This is a genomic window from Companilactobacillus halodurans (assembly GCF_009600985.1).
Taxonomy (GTDB): domain Bacteria; phylum Bacillota; class Bacilli; order Lactobacillales; family Lactobacillaceae; genus Companilactobacillus; species Companilactobacillus halodurans.
The window spans coordinates 113986-130361 of record NZ_VDFP01000004.1 but is presented as its reverse complement, the minus strand read 5'-3'; the positions used below and the strand labels follow the sequence as shown (position 1 = coordinate 130361).

Annotated in this window: 14 protein-coding genes; 6 read left to right on the top strand and 8 right to left on the bottom strand. The window is 36.0% G+C overall.

The window, feature by feature from the left end; genetic code table 11:
- Positions 1-175: 175 nt before the first annotated feature.
- Complete coding sequence (locus FHL06_RS03545; protein WP_153384865.1) at positions 176-1618, bottom strand: APC family permease; 1443 nt, start codon at positions 1616-1618, stop codon at positions 176-178.
- A 247-nt stretch (positions 1619-1865) separates the two neighbouring features.
- Between FHL06_RS03545 and FHL06_RS03540 the strand changes: the two genes are divergently transcribed.
- Both FHL06_RS03540 and FHL06_RS03535 read left to right on the top strand, forming a co-directional pair.
- Entirely contained in the window at positions 1866-3956 is a 2091-nt protein-coding gene (locus tag FHL06_RS03540) for a putative ornithine decarboxylase (RefSeq protein ID WP_153384864.1), read from the top strand.
- A 33-nt stretch (positions 3957-3989) separates the two neighbouring features.
- Positions 3990-5255, top strand: a complete 1266-nt coding sequence (locus tag FHL06_RS03535; RefSeq protein WP_153384863.1) for a methionine gamma-lyase family protein — start codon at positions 3990-3992, stop codon at positions 5253-5255.
- Between the two features lie 55 nt (positions 5256-5310).
- Here FHL06_RS03535 and FHL06_RS03530 read toward each other — a convergent pair whose 3' ends face one another.
- Positions 5311-6303 (bottom strand): aldo/keto reductase, encoded by a 993-nt coding sequence (locus FHL06_RS03530; RefSeq protein ID WP_153384862.1) that lies wholly within the window; start codon positions 6301-6303, stop codon positions 5311-5313.
- 79 nt (positions 6304-6382) lie between these two features.
- Complete coding sequence (locus FHL06_RS03525; protein WP_153384861.1) at positions 6383-7009, bottom strand: endonuclease III domain-containing protein; 627 nt, start codon at positions 7007-7009, stop codon at positions 6383-6385.
- A 151-nt stretch (positions 7010-7160) separates the two neighbouring features.
- On the opposite strand from FHL06_RS03525, the gene FHL06_RS03520 reads away from it, so the two are divergent.
- Positions 7161-7424 (top strand): hypothetical protein, encoded by a 264-nt coding sequence (locus tag FHL06_RS03520; RefSeq protein WP_153384860.1) that lies wholly within the window; start codon positions 7161-7163, stop codon positions 7422-7424.
- 141 nt (positions 7425-7565) lie between these two features.
- Here FHL06_RS03520 and FHL06_RS03515 read toward each other — a convergent pair whose 3' ends face one another.
- From FHL06_RS03515 to FHL06_RS03505, 3 genes are all read right to left on the bottom strand, one after another.
- A complete protein-coding gene (locus tag FHL06_RS03515; protein ID WP_153384859.1) occupies positions 7566-8447 on the bottom strand; it encodes an NFACT RNA binding domain-containing protein in 882 nt (293 codons plus the stop codon).
- Between the two features lie 66 nt (positions 8448-8513).
- A complete protein-coding gene (pcp, locus tag FHL06_RS03510) occupies positions 8514-9161 on the bottom strand; it encodes a pyroglutamyl-peptidase I (RefSeq protein ID WP_153384858.1) in 648 nt (215 codons plus the stop codon).
- Between the two features lie 73 nt (positions 9162-9234).
- The gene (locus FHL06_RS03505; RefSeq protein ID WP_337692522.1) at positions 9235-10122 is read right to left on the bottom strand and encodes a LysR family transcriptional regulator; all 888 of its coding nucleotides are present in this window, start codon (positions 10120-10122) and stop codon (positions 9235-9237) included.
- A 124-nt stretch (positions 10123-10246) separates the two neighbouring features.
- Here FHL06_RS03505 and FHL06_RS03500 point away from each other — a divergent pair, with 124 nt between their 5' ends.
- From FHL06_RS03500 to menC, 3 genes are read left to right on the top strand one after another with little or no spacing between them, the layout of a single operon-like run.
- Positions 10247-11593: a M20/M25/M40 family metallo-hydrolase gene (locus FHL06_RS03500; RefSeq protein ID WP_153384856.1), complete on the top strand. Its 1347-nt coding sequence runs from the start codon at positions 10247-10249 to the stop codon at positions 11591-11593.
- A 16-nt stretch (positions 11594-11609) separates the two neighbouring features.
- Positions 11610-12869, top strand: coding sequence for an MFS transporter (locus FHL06_RS03495; RefSeq protein ID WP_153384855.1), 1260 nt, complete (start codon positions 11610-11612; stop codon positions 12867-12869).
- A 9-nt stretch (positions 12870-12878) separates the two neighbouring features.
- Positions 12879-14003, top strand: a complete 1125-nt coding sequence (menC, locus tag FHL06_RS03490) for an o-succinylbenzoate synthase (RefSeq protein ID WP_153384854.1) — start codon at positions 12879-12881, stop codon at positions 14001-14003.
- Positions 14004-14054: 51 nt separating this feature from the next.
- Here menC and FHL06_RS03485 read toward each other — a convergent pair whose 3' ends face one another.
- Together FHL06_RS03485 and cls are read right to left on the bottom strand one after the other, a co-directional pair.
- Positions 14055-14783: a sulfite exporter TauE/SafE family protein gene (locus FHL06_RS03485; RefSeq protein WP_153384853.1), complete on the bottom strand. Its 729-nt coding sequence runs from the start codon at positions 14781-14783 to the stop codon at positions 14055-14057.
- A 61-nt stretch (positions 14784-14844) separates the two neighbouring features.
- A complete protein-coding gene (gene cls, locus FHL06_RS03480) occupies positions 14845-16311 on the bottom strand; it encodes a cardiolipin synthase (RefSeq protein ID WP_153384852.1) in 1467 nt (488 codons plus the stop codon).
- Positions 16312-16376: the final 65 nt, after the last annotated feature.

Sequence of the window (16376 nt, the reverse complement as noted above, 5' to 3'; positions counted from 1 at the left end):
GGGTCGAACATCTAAAGGGCATGAATGGTGTCCTTTTTTGGTGTTCTTAAATGGTTATTACTAATAAATGGTATACAAAAATAAAGTTGATGGCAAAATACCTATCAACTTTATTTATCGTACAGCCAAAAAAGCTCTCTAGTTAGGAATTTACCTAATTAGAGAGCTTTATTTTTTAAATTAATTCACGTCTTGCTTCTCGCTTACGTAACCATGGCATAACAAAGCCTAGTCCGAATAAAACGATAACTGTGATGAAGTTTAGTAACAATTGGTGATTGAAAGCACCAGTACCAAAGTCTGCTTCTTGAGGGATGAATCCTAAAGTAGCACAGATAAAGGTAAAGGCTAGACACCAGCCACCGACAAGTAGTGCGCCAGTTTTATTTTTGATGAAAGTATAATCGGAATGGAATTTATCTTGATGCATTCTCATCGCAATAAAGGCGAAGAAGACCCAACAAGTCTTATATGGTGAAATAATTCCGTTGATATTTAATAGCCAATTATAAATGGTATTGATATTTGGCAAAGTACCAGTTAGCAATAATAAGAACAAGCTTAAACCGGTTGTCATAGTGTAACTGTGGATCGGACGACCGTGCTTGTTTTTCTTAGTTAGCCACTTAGGCATGAACTTGTCAGCTACATCACCGGCAAAGACACGACTGGAAGCATCTAGTAATACGGCTAATTGAGCCATCATGAAGATTGCTTGAACGACGGCAAAGATATACATCAGAAGTTTACCGACACCTAAACTATTACCTAATAATTGGAAAGCATAGTAAGGACCGTTCATCTTGAAATCATGTGGAATATTGTGAGCATTGAAAAACATTGCTAAGGCTAAGGTACCAAAGATAGTTAAGAAACCGGTCATGATAGCCAATAACCACATGGCCTTAGGAAATTCATGCTTTGGATCACGCATTTGAACGACATAAGGAGCAGCTAATTCTGCACCAGACATGGCGAAAATCAACAGCCCAGTCGTCGAGAAGTATTTCAGACTAAACGACGGTTTGAAAGCCCCCCAGTTGAATGGTTGAGTTGCGATATGGTGACCATGCAAGACAGCGTAACCTGCCAATAATACGAACAAAAATGACATGATGAACATTGCGCCACCACCGATGAGTGACAGTATTTCTAAAGAATTCTTGATAACATTTTCTAAAAGGATGAAAAGTAAGATAATGATAAAGGTTAAAATACCGAACCAAAATGGCGACATCTTTTTATCTAGAGTGTTATTTCCTAGAAACATCCAACTAAAGGATACGATAACGGAGTTGGAAACGTCGACGATGTAGGGAACGCTTTGAACCCAATACATCCAAGATGTCCAATATCCTAAAGTATCGTTACTACTGTGACGAACCCATGAGGCTAATCCTCCGGCTTGATTGTCAAAGGTCAAACTCATCTGACTGGAAATCAGTGCATAAGGGATGACATAAGAGAAGAGTAAGAAAATCCATGAGATGACCACGGATAGTCCTTGGTTTTGAAAGGGATAGAAGATATTTTCAAAACTGATGATGGTAACGAAGTCGATCAAGGCGATGACCGGCCAACTGAGATAGTGCTTTTTATTTGGTTCTAATGATTCCAATGTTAATTCCCCCGAATTGTTTAAAAGTCTATTTAGTGTGGACTTTTAAAATTGGGAGGTTTCAATGTAAGTAAAGAACTATTTATTTTCACTTGTTTATAACCTCAATGTGTAGATATAATCAATGCCGTAATAAATTTTTATAATTAATGCTTAAATAAAAAAACATACCCAGAAAATTATAGATATTTATATATCATTTGCAATACCTTTTTGAAAACTTTTTTGAAATAATAGGAGGAAATTTATGAATTTTCTGAAAATTGCCGTAGGCAACGATGTAGTAATGAACGATTCAAGCAGTTGGGAACTAGTTCCTTTTACTGCAGAGATCAATGTAGCAGGATTGGCAGCTATCGTTTTGAATGGACAAGATAAAAAAAATCTTGCGTTCGCTAAGAATCTACAAGAAGCATCAGGCCTCGGTATTCCTATTATTCAAGCTAATTCTACAGCTGACGTGACAGACCAAGCAATCAAGGCTGCTAAAGAATATCAGACAGAAATGGTGCCAGGTTTTTTAACAGATTTGATCAATTTTGCTGAAGATAAGCCTATCAGTTTTACGACCCCAGGCCATCATAACGGTCAATATTACGACAAACATCCTGCTGGAGTAGTTTTTAATCGTTTCTTTGGTAAGAACCTGATGTTCGCCGATACCAGCGACACAGTCGATGAATTAGGCGATACGATGACCCATGAAGGAACGCCATTAACGGCTGAACAAAAAGCTGCTCAAACTTATAACGCTGACAAAGTTTACTTTTGTACCAATGGAACAACCAGCGCTAATTCAATTTGTGCTAGTGCCTTATTGTCAGAAGATGATTTAGTCTTGTTCGATCGAAACAATCACAAGTCGCTTTATAATAGTGCGTTAGTTATGAGCGGTGCCAAGCCGGTTTATGTACCAACTGATCGCAATCCTTTAGGCTTGATTGGCGAGATGAATCCAGAAGCTTTAGACGAAGCTAATTTGAGAAAAGAAATTGCCAAAGTCGACCCTAAGAAAGCTCAAGCTAAGCGTCCGTTTAGATTGGCTATCGTCCAATTAGAAACGTATGACGGCGTTTTTTACGATGCCCAGTGGATGATTGATAAAATCGGTAAACTCTGCGATTACATCTTGTTTGACTGTGCTTGGGGCGGATTTGAGCAATTCGTACCGATTATGAAGCACCTCTCGCCACTTTCTTTGGAATACGGAGCAGATGATCCAGGGATTCTAGTTACGCAATCATTGCACAAACAACAAGCTGGTCTCGCCCAGACGTCACAAATCTTGAAAAAAGATGCTCATTTGAAAGGCCAAGCTCGCTATGTTGACCACAAGCACTTCAATAATGCTTATTTGAAATTCGTTACGTCGAGCTATTCATATCCAATTTACGCTTCCCTAACAGTTAATGCTTATTTAACCGCTGGCCAAGGTAACAAAAATTGGTGGGATGATACTTTGAAGATGGGAATAAATTGGCGCAAGCAATTATTGAAAGAGTCAAAACTATTTCGCCCCTTAGTTCCTGATAATTTTGCCCAAATCAGTACTGATGATTTAGCGACGCATAGTGAATACTGGAATTTGAAGAAGAGCAATAATTGGCATGGATTCAAAGAAATTGCCGATGGACAGGCGATGATTGACCCTTTGAAGATTACCGTTATAACGCCGGGAATAGATATTAAAAATTCCAAGTATCAAGATAGTGGTATTCCTGGCCCAGTAGTGGCAGAATTCTTAATGGAGAAGCGAATCATTCGAGCTAAAGATGATTTGAATTCTTTGTTGTTCTTGTTGACTCCTGGCGATACCAAAGCTGAACTTGATACTTTATTAGAGGCGTTCTTGGAATTTGAACGATTGTATTTTGCAGATGCACCTTTGACTGAAGTCTTGCCAAAACTTGCTCAAGTCTATCCAAAGCGTTATCAAAATTATACTTTGAAGCAGCTTTGCCAAGAGATGCATGAGTATTACCGTCAAAATAAGACGTTTACGCTTCAAAAAGAACTGTTTGCTAAAAAGGATATGCAAAATTACACGATGACGCCGGGAAAAGCTGATCAATTATTTATGCGGAATCAAAGTGAATTGGTCAATCTAAAAGATATTGAGGGTCGAATTGCTGCAGAGGGAGCATTGCCATATCCTCCCGGGGTCTTTATTGTGGCACCTGGTGAAAAATGGCAAAAAATCGACTTGAAATATTTTGAAGATTTAGTCGGTGCGATTGAACGTTTCCCCGGTTTTGTACCAGAGATTCAAGGTGTATATTGGGATAGGAATGAAGACGGAACGATTTCCGTCCAGGCAGAGGTTTTAAAGAATAAATAGTAAGTAAAATTACTTAATTGAGGAGAATTTTTTATGTCATTATCATGGACAGACGATTTACCAGAAGATTTAAAGACGAAGGTCGCAAAAGTTGAGGAATTGATTCAACCTCGTTTAAAAGAAATCGACCAACAAGTTTTGTATAATCAACAACGCGTTTTGAATCTTTTTAGAAAGCATCGAGTGGGGGAAGAAGATTTAGTTCCATCAACTGGTTATGGTTACGATGATATTGGCCGTGACAAGATTGAAGCTATCTATGCAGATTATTTCAAGGTCGATGATGCTTTGGTACGTCCCCAATTTGCTTCAGGTACGCATGCTATCTCGACAGCACTTTTTAGTATGTTGCGTCCTGGCAATACGCTTTACTATCTAACAGGTACACCATATGACACGATTCAAGAAGTCATTGGTCTAGCTGGAAATAAACGTGGCAATATGAAAGAATATGGCATTAACTTTAAAACAACAGAATTATTAGATGATGGTTCAGTTGATTATGAGAATGCCAAAAAAGCCTTGGTGAACGACGATTCTATCAAGGTCGTAGCAATTCAACGTTCACGTGGCTATGCGGTTCGCGATAGTTTCATGGTTGAAAAAATTGCTGAGATGATTAAATTTGTTAAAGAATTACGACCAGATGTCAATGTCTTCATTGATAACTGTTACGGTGAATTTTCCGAAAAAGAAGAACCAACTTTTTATGGAGCTGACATTATGGCCGGGTCGCTCTACAAGAATGCCGGAGCTGGCTTAGTTAAGAGTGGTGCTTACATTGTTGGACGTGAAGATTTAGTTGACGGTGCAGGTTCCAGACTGACCGTTCCTGGCGCTGGTAAAGGCGAGGGCGCTACTTGGGGTTACTTGCGTGACTTCTACCAAGGATTTTTCATGGCCGCTCACACAACTGGCGAAGCTCTAAAAGGTATGGTCTTTACAGCTGCTTTATGTGAAGAAATGGGAATGAATGTTTCACCAAAATGGGATGCACCAAGAACCGATATTGTTCAAACCGTTTCCTTTGGTGATCCTGATCCAATGGTAAAATTCTGTGCGGCTATTCAACACTTTTCACCAATGAATTCATTCGTCGACCCAATTCCTAGCCATCAAGATGGTTATGAAGATGACGTCGTCATGGCTTCAGGAAGTTTCGTCGAAGGTTCAACAATTGAACTATCATCAGATGGTCCAATCAGACCTCCATATTCACTTTACATTCAAGGTGGATTATCTTACGCTCATGTTCAGGTTGCAATCACACAAGCTGTTAATGAGACCTTTTATCAATAAGAATGCAAAAAAATAACGTCAAAATGCTTCGGCATTTTGGCGTTATTTTAGTAACTTATTTTTTAATAATTTTTTCAATTGCTGAAACTTCATCATCACTGAATTCAAGGTTATCTAAGGCTTTAAGATTATCATCTAAGTGATCGATATTAGTAGTACCAATGATGACACTGGCAACTATGGGGTCTCTTAATAACCATGCTAATGACATTTGACTGAGTGTTTGTGAACGATTTTGAGCAATTTCGTTTAAATCATTTAATTTTTTAACAAGTGCATCTTTTCCATCTTTCAATAAATCTTTATTGGTAGGGTGGATGCTGTAACTATCTGAAATTCCGTTGAGATAACGGTCAGACAACAAACCTTCACATAAAGGACCATAAGCAATTGCTCCAGCACCGTTGTCTTTTAATAAATCTCTTAAACCACTGCTTTCAACGTGATCATTGAGTAAATTCATACTCATTTGATCTAAGACAAATGGTGTCCCAAGTTTTTTGAACATTTCTAGAGCTTGCTTCATCTGTGGAACTTCAAAATTAGAAACACCGACGTACAAGGCTTTACCAGATTTGACTACATCGTCAAGAGCTCGAACGGTTTCTTCAATTGGCGTAGCGTCGTCATAACGGTGAGCGTAATAGATGTCGACATAATCAAGATTTAAGCGAGTCAATGAATCGTCGATACCTTGCAAGATTGACTTACGAGAAGTTCCAATTCCGTAAGGGCCATCGTGTATTTCATAGCCAACTTTAGTTGAAATAACTAATTCATCACGATAAGGTTTTAAATCCGTTTTTAGAATTTGACCAAGTAATTCTTCGGAACTACCAACATCGCCGTCTCCGTAATGATTGGCATTGTCAAAGTGGAAGACTCCCTTGTCAAAAGCGTGCAAAATCAATTTCCTTCTGTCAGCTAATGGGTCGCTGCTACTGAAATGATGCCAGAGTCCTAATGAAATAGGTGGCAACATCAAACCAGTTTTGCCAGCATGGCGAACATTATTTTCTTTGTAACGATTATCTGAAGCTTTATACATACTATCATCCTTTCAATTACAAATTAACTAATCAAATAAATGATATGACAGCGCCACCAATTACGCAACGTCTGAGTCTTTAGAATATTGGCAGGAGTAATTGATAATCTTTAAAGAAGTCGCTTTTCAATTTGCCAAATTCATCGATCAAAGCATGCAATTCTTCAGCTTGTTTTGATGTGAAATCAAAATCTTTTTGAACAGCTTTTTTTAGTTGCATGTAGCTAGGATGGTCGGTGAAACTGTGCAATTGAGTAAAGAGTTTCATGGCGTAATTGTCAGAGACAAAAGTTGGCCGGTGGAAATAATATAGTAACAATACATCAGCAGTTTCGTTGCCAACTCCCTTTAACGCTAGTAAGTTCTTTCTCAATAAATTTGTGGGGAGTTTTTCCCAGTCAGAAAATTTATCACGATAGGCGGTTAATAAGGAACGTAAATAAATGGCTTTATTTTTGAAAAATCCACTGGGTTGAATCAGTTCCTGTAATTTTAATTCTGGAATTTGTAGCATTTTGTCGACGTTGAATTGAGTTACCTGATTCAAATTATCCAATGATTTGGCAACGCTTTTTGAATTAGTGTTTTGAATCAGAATCATTCCACTTAACATTTCCTCAGCGTTTCTTGCGGGCCACCAATTTTGCTCGCCTAATTTGTCATGCAATATATCTAATAAATCATAAATAGTGATTTGTTTGTACAAAATATTTGGTCCTCCTCGGTAATATTATCCAACATAATATCAAAATTTTGTTGAATTAAATATTGGATACGTTTTCATAGTCTTTTTAGATTATTTCAGAAAAATATTTGTGCTAATATAATAACCGCTGATTAATTATGGGGGTGTAATTATGGGTATTATTTTTGTTATAGGGTCAATTGCCTCCTTAATCCTTGAAAAGTATGTCTTAGCCAATAATTCACATGCTTGGTTAGGCATAATTGAACCATTGTTATCAATATTTTTTATAATTGGATTAATGGTTACAAAGCACACGGCATTTACCGTATTTAATATTATTTTAGCTATTATTTATGTTTCACTAAGCTTTATTTTTTGGGGACAGGGAAATGACCTTTACCATCAAAGAGTCATTAACAAGTACTATGAATAAACAAAAACGAAAGCGAGATATACCATGGCAAGCTTTCGAGCATTAAAATAAATAATCCAAGGCAATCGATTTTGATTACCTTGGATTATTTGGTTTAAGCGGAAAAAAATTATGTTATATTTCGCGTTTACGCTGCTAATTCTAGTTTGAATTAGTGGCGTTTTTGTTGTTTTCAGATAATTTTTGAACTAATTTTTCATCAGAATCAACGGTTATAGTTTGCGATTTACCGGTGAAGAGAACTAAACCCGATTTAGCATTTTTTGGTTTAAATAATTGGCTAACTTTTAAAACATCGACAGGAACTTGTTTCAAGCCACGACCTTTACTGTAATACGCTGTCAAAACAGCCGCTTCTTTAAGAGTCTGTTTACTTGGATTCGTGCTGTGAATGACGACGTGAGAACCAGCTAATTCACTGACATGCATCCAGTAATAATCTTTATTAGCCGTTAATGTTAAATGGTCATTTTGGTCGCTATTTTTGCCAATTTCAACTAGGACATTGTCGGTCGTATAAAAGCGTCTAGGATGAGCTGGTTCAGGTGCTTTAGAAGAATGCAGAACTTTAGTCTTGAAGGCATCTTCAGCAATCAATTGTTGTTTGATAGTTTCAGCTTGTTTTAAATCTGTTGGATCAAAGTTTTTTTGACGAGTTTGTTGTTTTAGAAGGTTATCTTGAGCCTTTTGCAAATTCTTTTGGATGGTTTTTAGTCCACGAACGTCGCGATGATATTGATGAAAGTATAATTCAGCGTTTTCGATGACAGATTTTTTCACATCAAGATAGATAGTAATTTCTTTATCTGAGTTTTGATAATCTGGTAGCACAACATAACCCTTTTTAACGTCAACTTCTTTAGCATAGGCTTTTAATAGCGAACCTTTAGTTTTTAGTTGGTCGACGTCGCCAATTCTTGTGATAGCTTTATTAAGCGATTCAATTTGTTTTTTAGTATGTTTGATTTGCCACTGCATGGCCTCTGTAACTTGGCTTGAAACAGTCGATTGAGTTTCAGACATTTATAATCCTCATTTCTTAAGCGTTATAACGCTAAAAATTATAACACTGTATAAAAAAATGACAATTTAGTTTAAATTGCCACCAGTTACTTTGATATCGCCTTTGCCATCTTGAACAACGATTGCTTTTATTGCTGCCGTAATGCCTTTGACGTCATCATCTAAACTGAGACTAGGTGTATTTGGACGGTTTATCGTTTGTTCAGGCAAGAAGGGAATGTGTATGAAACCAGCTTTTAGGTTGTGAAATTCTTGATCAATCATATATTGAACTTGGTACATGATGTGATTGCAGACAAAAGTACCAGCAGTAGTTGAAACGTGACTTGGAAGACCAGCCTTTTGGATTGATTGAACCATAGCTTTAACTGGTAATTGTGTGAAATAAGCATTTTGACCATCAGACTGAATCGGTTGTTCTAAAGGTTGGAAGCCACTGTTGTCAGCAATACGACCATCATCGAAATTGATGGCCACGCGTTCTGGCGTTAAAGCATAACGTCCGCCAGCTTGACCGATGCTTAAGACATAATCGGGGTCATTATCAAGAATTGCTTGATGAACAACTTGTGCACATTTATAAAATATTGTTGGGATTTCTAATTTGATAATCTCAGCTCCAGAAATCTCATCGGGTAATTTCTTAACAGCCTCGATAGCTGGATTAATTTTGTCCGTATCAAAAGGATCAAAGCCTGTTACTAAAATTTTCATTGCTATATACTCTCCAATATTTAAGAAGATATTCAAAATAATATATTTTGAATACCTTCTTTTTTATCTCAAATTATAGATTACTTTGTTTTTTCATTTGAGCAAAATACATTTTTATCAATGTAATTACTTTTTTATTAAAAGGATTTTGACTCGAACTAATAGGATAGCTCAAATAGATTTCTCTTTGTAATTTTTTTGGTGAAAGATGAATCAGCTTTATCTTCGGATCTTCAATGTTATTCCAAGAAACGGTGGGAATAAAACTTATACCAATATTCTCATCTAAAAGGCCCTTTAGAGTGTAATGGTCTCCAGTAACAAAAGCTGGGGTTAGAATCACATCTTGAGATTGAAAGAAGGATTCAATACTAGTTCTTAAGGGACTAGGCGTAGTCAAAATTATAGGGTTATTTTTGACTTCTTTTAAAGTGATTTCTTTATTGTTGGCCAAAGGATTTTGATAATTGACTCCGACCATGATTTCTTCAGTCAATAGTAATTCGTTAACATTGCCATTAATTTTATGAGTACTAAATTCGAAATCATAGTGAGCCAAGCTGTCATTTTCCAAACCATTTTGAATTAAGTCAACTTGGATGTGAGGTAATTCTTGTTTTAATTGGTGGATGATATTAGGAATCAATGGAGATGATTTTTCGAATCGAAAAGTTACTTTGTCTTTTTGCGCGTCATTTTTTCTCTTTAATTCAATAACTGATTCGTCAATGATTTTTAAAGCATGATTGACATATTTTTTGAAAATTAAACCATTCTCATTTAATTTTAATGAATGACCATTTCTTACAAATAATTTAACATTCAATTCGGTTTCCAGCTCATTCAATGCGCGGCTCAATGAAGGTTGTGAAATATGCAGAATACGGGCAGACCTAGAAACGTTTTCGGTTTTTGCAACCATGGAAAAATATCGTAATTGTAACAGTCTCAAGTGATTCACCAACTTTCATAACATTTTTAGTATAGTCCATATCATTTTTTGTATTTCACAAATATGGATAAATGAAATAGTATCTAGAACAACAGCCGAAAAGATTAGAAAAAAATTAAAAAGGAGGGTCAAAATGAGTGATAGAGATTTATTTATTTTAAACCACAGGGCTGATTTTGAAAAGTTTTTGGAAGAATTTATTTCTCTAAAGAGTATCAGTGCAACTGGAGAAGGAATTGAGGAAACAGTGGAGTTCTTGCAAAGTTTGTTGCAGGACTTGCTTGGGGCAAAAGTTGAAATTATTAAGACTGAGGGTAATCCCATTATTTTGGCCTCTCTGAAAGGTAAAAAATCAAAAAATGTTTTATTTTATGGACATTATGATGTTATGAATCCTGGAGATTTATCTAAATGGAGTTCTGATCCGTTTAAGTTAACTAAATCCGAAAATAGATTTTTTTCGAGAGGAGTAGGAGATAACAAAGGTCAATTGATGGCTCAAATCCTCGGGTTATATACATACCGTTGTATTCATAAAGAGTTTCCATTTGATATTACTTTGTTAATTGAAGGAGAAGAGGAGCAAGGCAGTAAGAATTTGCGACCAACTTTAAAACACATTGCTTCTACTGAGTTGAGTGATATCGATATGGCTGTCGTTGTCGATGGATCCTTTTCCGCTGATGGAACGCACGTATTGAGAATGGGTAATCGTGGTTTATTTGCTTTCGAGTTGATCTGTGAGACAGGTTCTCGAGACAATCATTCTGGAAATTTGGGAAATGTCATGGATAATCCCTTTGTTCAACTTTTGAAATATCTGGATAAAATCTATGATTACAAAACTGGAAAGGTTAAATTGGAACATTTCTATAACGGAGTGGAAAAGCCCAACGTTCAAGAGCAATCTTGGATAAATGATCTGCCTTATGACAAAGAAAAAATCCAAAAACAATCTGGTATCAAACGATTGCCTTTGGATAAGGAAGCATATTATCAAAATTTGATGTTTAAGCCAACTTTTAATTTTTTAAGCGTTAAATCTGGATATATGGATAAAGGAATTAAGACGATTATTCCTCACCAAGCAAGTATTAAAGTCGACTGTCGTTTGGTGGGAAATCAATCTATTTCAGAAATTAAAAATGATTTAGAAACTGTTTATTGTAAAGAATTAGCTGATGGATCGTTAAAGCTTGAATATTTGGGAGCTATACCACCTGAACATACGATTGCTGACAAAAAACAAATTGCTTGGATAAGTAAAGCGATTCAACAAGGTTCTGGGGGAGTACACATTGAACCAATTATGCCAGGCACGGTACCTAATTATGTTTGGAAAGATATTTTAAAGGTTCCAGTATTTACAGTGCCATATGCCAATTATGATCAACATAATCATGATATAAATGAGAATTTAACACAAAAAGCTTTTTTTGATGGAGTGAGAATTAGTTATGAGTTATTAAACCAAGGTTAATTGGAGGAAATTAATTATGGAAGAGAGTTATACAAGTGAAAATAAATCAGTAGCACAGCGTACAAATCTAAAACCAAGGGTTACTTTTGCATTGCTATATGTAGCCTATGTTATTTGTTTTATCGATCGTTCGGCAATCAATATTGCTTTGTCGTATATTGGAACAGATTTTAACTTGAGTACTACGACATTAGGTGTTGTTTCAAGTGCTTTCTTTTTCAGTTATGCATTAATGCAAATCCCAGGAGGTTGGTTAACAGATAAATTTGGGACTAAGAAAACAATCTTATTTGCCATCAGTATTTGGTCAGTTTTTACAATCTTTACTGGATTTGCTTGGTCATTAGTATCATTGCTGTTTATTAGAATTTTGTTTGGAATTGGTGAAGGAGCCTTTCCTTCTGCAAGTTTGAAACAAATTTCAGAATCAGTTTCTTATGAAAAACGTTCAGGTTATACCTCAGGAATTGTATCTTCAAATTATATTGGAGCAGCCATTGCACCATTGTTAATTGCTCCAATAATGGCTAACTTTGGTTGGAGAAGTACTTTCCACGTTATGGGTATTTTGGGAATTGTCTTTGTTATTTCTTATTTCTTAATTCTGAGAAATGTTCATTATAAAAATGATTCTACAATCAAAAGTAAGACTAAGATAGATTGGTCTAGTGTCTTAAAAAACCGTTTGATTTGGCAATTTTTCGTTGTTGTCTTTGGACTAAGTATGGTAACTAAAGGTCTTGATTCTTGGATGCCTACATATTTGTTACAAGCACGCCATATTAATCTTGCTGGTATCGCCTGGTTAGTTCCATTGCCTTCATTAGCTGCAGGTCTAGGTGCAATTCTCAGTGGTTGGATCATGTCAAAATTATTCAATCATCGAGAAAAATGGTTGATTGCTCTGGCTAGTTTGTTAGCAACTGTTTTTATGTATGGAATGTACTCTTCAAAGAGTTTAAGTGCCATCATTACTTTTGAAATTGCCACTTATTTCTTTAAATCAATCGCATTCAGCAGTAGTTTTGCTTTTTTTGCCATTTTAATTTCTAAAAAAGCTTATGGATCATCCGTTGGAATTGTAAATTTTGGTGGGCAACTTGCTGGATTTATTGCACCTTTATTAATAGGTTACTTAGTCCAAATTTTTGGCGGTTCGTATTCTGTAGCATTTTTATTCTTAGTATTTGCTGCAGGAATCGCATTTGTAGCCGCATTAACGTTTAATAACAAAGCTTTAATTAAAAATAGACAAGCTGCAAGTAAAGCAGAATAGGAGATAAAAATGAAAATAGTAAATGCTGAAATTAGAAAAGTTGATATTCCTTTAAGGAAACCTTTTACAACTAGTTTTACCACCATGAAATTTAAACAATGTCTGATTTTAAAATTGGTCGATGAAGATGGAACAATTGGATATAGTGAAGGGTCAGCCTTTGCTCAACCATTTTATAATGAAGAATTTCGAGATGGCAGTTGGGATTTGATTGTTGATCAAATGTTACCCTTGATTTTTAATCAAAAGCTTGATCACCCAGATGATGTTTATCCATATCTAAATGGATTCAGAAAAAATAATATGTCAAAATCAGCTATCAATTGTGCATTATGGGATATTTATGCTAAACAAAATAATTTGACTCTGGCCAAAGCTCTTGGTGGAACCAAGGATAAAATTGAAACAGGTGTCAGCATTGGTGTTCAAAATTCACCTGAAGAGTTGGTAGAAGTTGTCCGAGGTTATATCAAAGATGGTTATCGTCGAATTAAAATGAAAATTAAACCAGGAAAAGATTATGATTATTTAGCTGCGGTAAGAAAAGAATATCCAAAGGCGATGTTGATGGCAGATGCAAATTCAGCTTATCGATTAAAGGATATTCCAATGTTAAAACGTTTAGATGATTTGAATTTAATTATGATTGAGCAGCCATTGGAGCCAGGAGATTTGGTCGATCATGCTGAATTGCAGTCACAAATCAAAACTAAGGTTTGTCTGGATGAAAGTATCACTTCGATTGGCGATACTAGAAAGATGATCAAACTAGGTAGTGGTCGTATCATCAATATTAAGGTAGCTCGCGTTGGCGGTTTAACAATTGCCAAAAAAATTCAAAGTATGGCTTCAAAAGCTGGTATTGAATGCTGGTGTGGCGGGATGCTCGATTCTGGGGTTGCTCGAGCTGGCAATCTTGCTATTGCAACGTTATCAGGTTACACATTGCCAAACGATATAGCAGCATCTAGTCGTTATTATGATGAGGATATTATTAAACCAACGATTGAATTGGATGGAACCTTTGTTGATGTTCCTCAAAATAAAGGTTTAGGATTTGAAATCGATCAAGAGAATTTAGATAAATTTACTATTCAAAAGCAGGTAATTAATTCTAAAGTTCTACAATACTAAAAAAATAGGGAGAATAATCATTTTTTGATTGTTCTCCTTATTTTTTTGCAATTATTTAATCATCAAAATTACACCAAATATAATCAAGATGAGATAAACATATTGAATAAAGTGTTCGCTGTCGATTTTTTGACTGATCCAATTACCAAATGGAACTACTACAAAGAGTAACGGAATAATGATTCCTAATAATTTGACCACTTCAAGGCTCCACATTCCGGATGACAACTGGCTCAAGACAACTAGAGTCCCGACACAAACAAAATGTCCTTGCAGGATGCCCCGAAGTTTGTCAGAATCCCATCTTTTAGCCGTTCCGAAGACAACGATTGGTACGCCATGGCTATTAAAAGATGCTCCAAGGATTCCTGAAATGATTCCAGCCAGATAATCGAATTTGTCGCTTAAATGAAGCTTTGATTCTTTAGGATTGTGCAATTTATAGAGATTATAAATTCCATAAATAATAATAAAGATTCCTAGAATTTTCATAATAATAATGGGTGAGCCTAATTTAATAATCAAGATTCCTACGGGAATTCCTAAAATAGAACCGATAACTAAACGTTTTAAAGTTTGCCAATCGATATGTTGACGATATTTGATAGCCACTGGAACAGCGACCAGTAATCCTAAAGCTCCAATCAAAGCAGTGGATGTTTGGATATTAAAAGATATTAAAGCTAGTAGTGGCATGGTTACCAGTGCTTCACCAAAACCAAAGACAGTCCGCATTAAAGCACCAAAAAGGGCAATCAGGACTACCAGTATATATGTCATTATGATAAACACTCCTAAAAGAAAAGGACCAAGATAATCTTGATCCTTTTCGTATTTTCTATTAAAGAATGGGAGATAACAATCTAGAGAAACGTTGTTTAAAGTGCATCCACATTCCTTGCTCTTTGATTATTTTGGGAGTTAGTAAAATAGAATCTTCCATGTCATTTTCAAAAGAACGAGCCACTTTATGAGTAACTTTGGAATCATAAATGAAAGCATTTGCCTCGAAATTTAAAGAATAACTCCTGAAATCATGGTTCATTGAACCTACAGAACAAATCTTGCCATCAAAGACTGATGTTTTAGCGTGCAAAAAGCCTTTCTGGTAGCTATAAATTTTAATCCCATAAGTTGTTAATAGATTAGCATAATATTGCGTAGCACGATAAATAAAGGGGTGATCAGGCATGCAAGGAATCATGATCCTCACATCAACACCGGAGCGAGCGGCAATCGTCAAAGCTGTAAACATTGGATCATCAGGCACCAAATAAGGCGATTGAATCCAGACGCTCTTTTTAGCTGCCACGATCATATCAATGAAGCCGTCTTTAAGAACTTCTTCACGATTGTCAGGTCCATCAGAGATAATTTGAATCGGCACGTTAGAAGTATTGTCGAATTTGTCAGATGGAAAGTATTTTTCCAAGAAAGCTAGAGGTTGAGCTTTGTTATCTAAAGAAGCATTCCAATCTCTAAAGAAACGTTCTTGCAAAAGTAAGGTAGCAGCACCAAAAATTCTTGAGTGGGTGTCACGCCAGTAACCAAACTTATCAGTCACATTAACGTATTGATCGCCAACGTTGAAGCCACCAATCCAACCAGTTGTCCCATCGACGACTACGATTTTACGGTGCAAGTGATAGTTCAAACGCGTTTTGGCAATCACATTTTTGGAAGTGATGAATGGTAAAACTTCGCCGCCAGCAGCCTGAAAATCTTTGAAGTATCTAGGCCTTGTCCCGCCAGAACCCCATGGATCATAGAGCAACCGGACTTCTAAGCCTTCTTTAGCTTTTTGGGTCAATAAGTCTAAGAATTTGTCTCCAATGTCACTTTTGATAAAAGCATAGTATTCAACATGAACGGTATCCTTAGCATTTCTAATGTCTTCAAACAGACGCTTGAATTTTTCCTGCCCATCGAAGAACAATTCGATTTCATTATGACGCGTCAAAGGAGCTTCTTCGGTCTCGTTGAAGAATTTAATGATATGGTCAGCATAATGCGTTTCATCATAGCGTGACGCATTTTGGGGCTTTTTTTGTGCAGCAATTGCCATTTTTTTCAATTGGCTTAAACTGTAGTGCTCCTGATTGCTGATATTAAAGATTTTCTCTTGAGCAATCCCACGGCCCAAGAATGCGTAAATTAGAAATCCTACGATTGGTAATAAGACAAGGACTAAAATCCAAGCCCAAGTAGTAACGATATTACGAGGTCTGTGAAAGACAGTAATTAACGCTGAAATTGTATTGACTACTAAGATAATGAAGATTAGCCAGATGATCCAAACATCAATCATAAAATAAATCCCCTCTATTATTCTTAATAGAAATTTTACTTCAAAATACTAATAAAATCTAATTT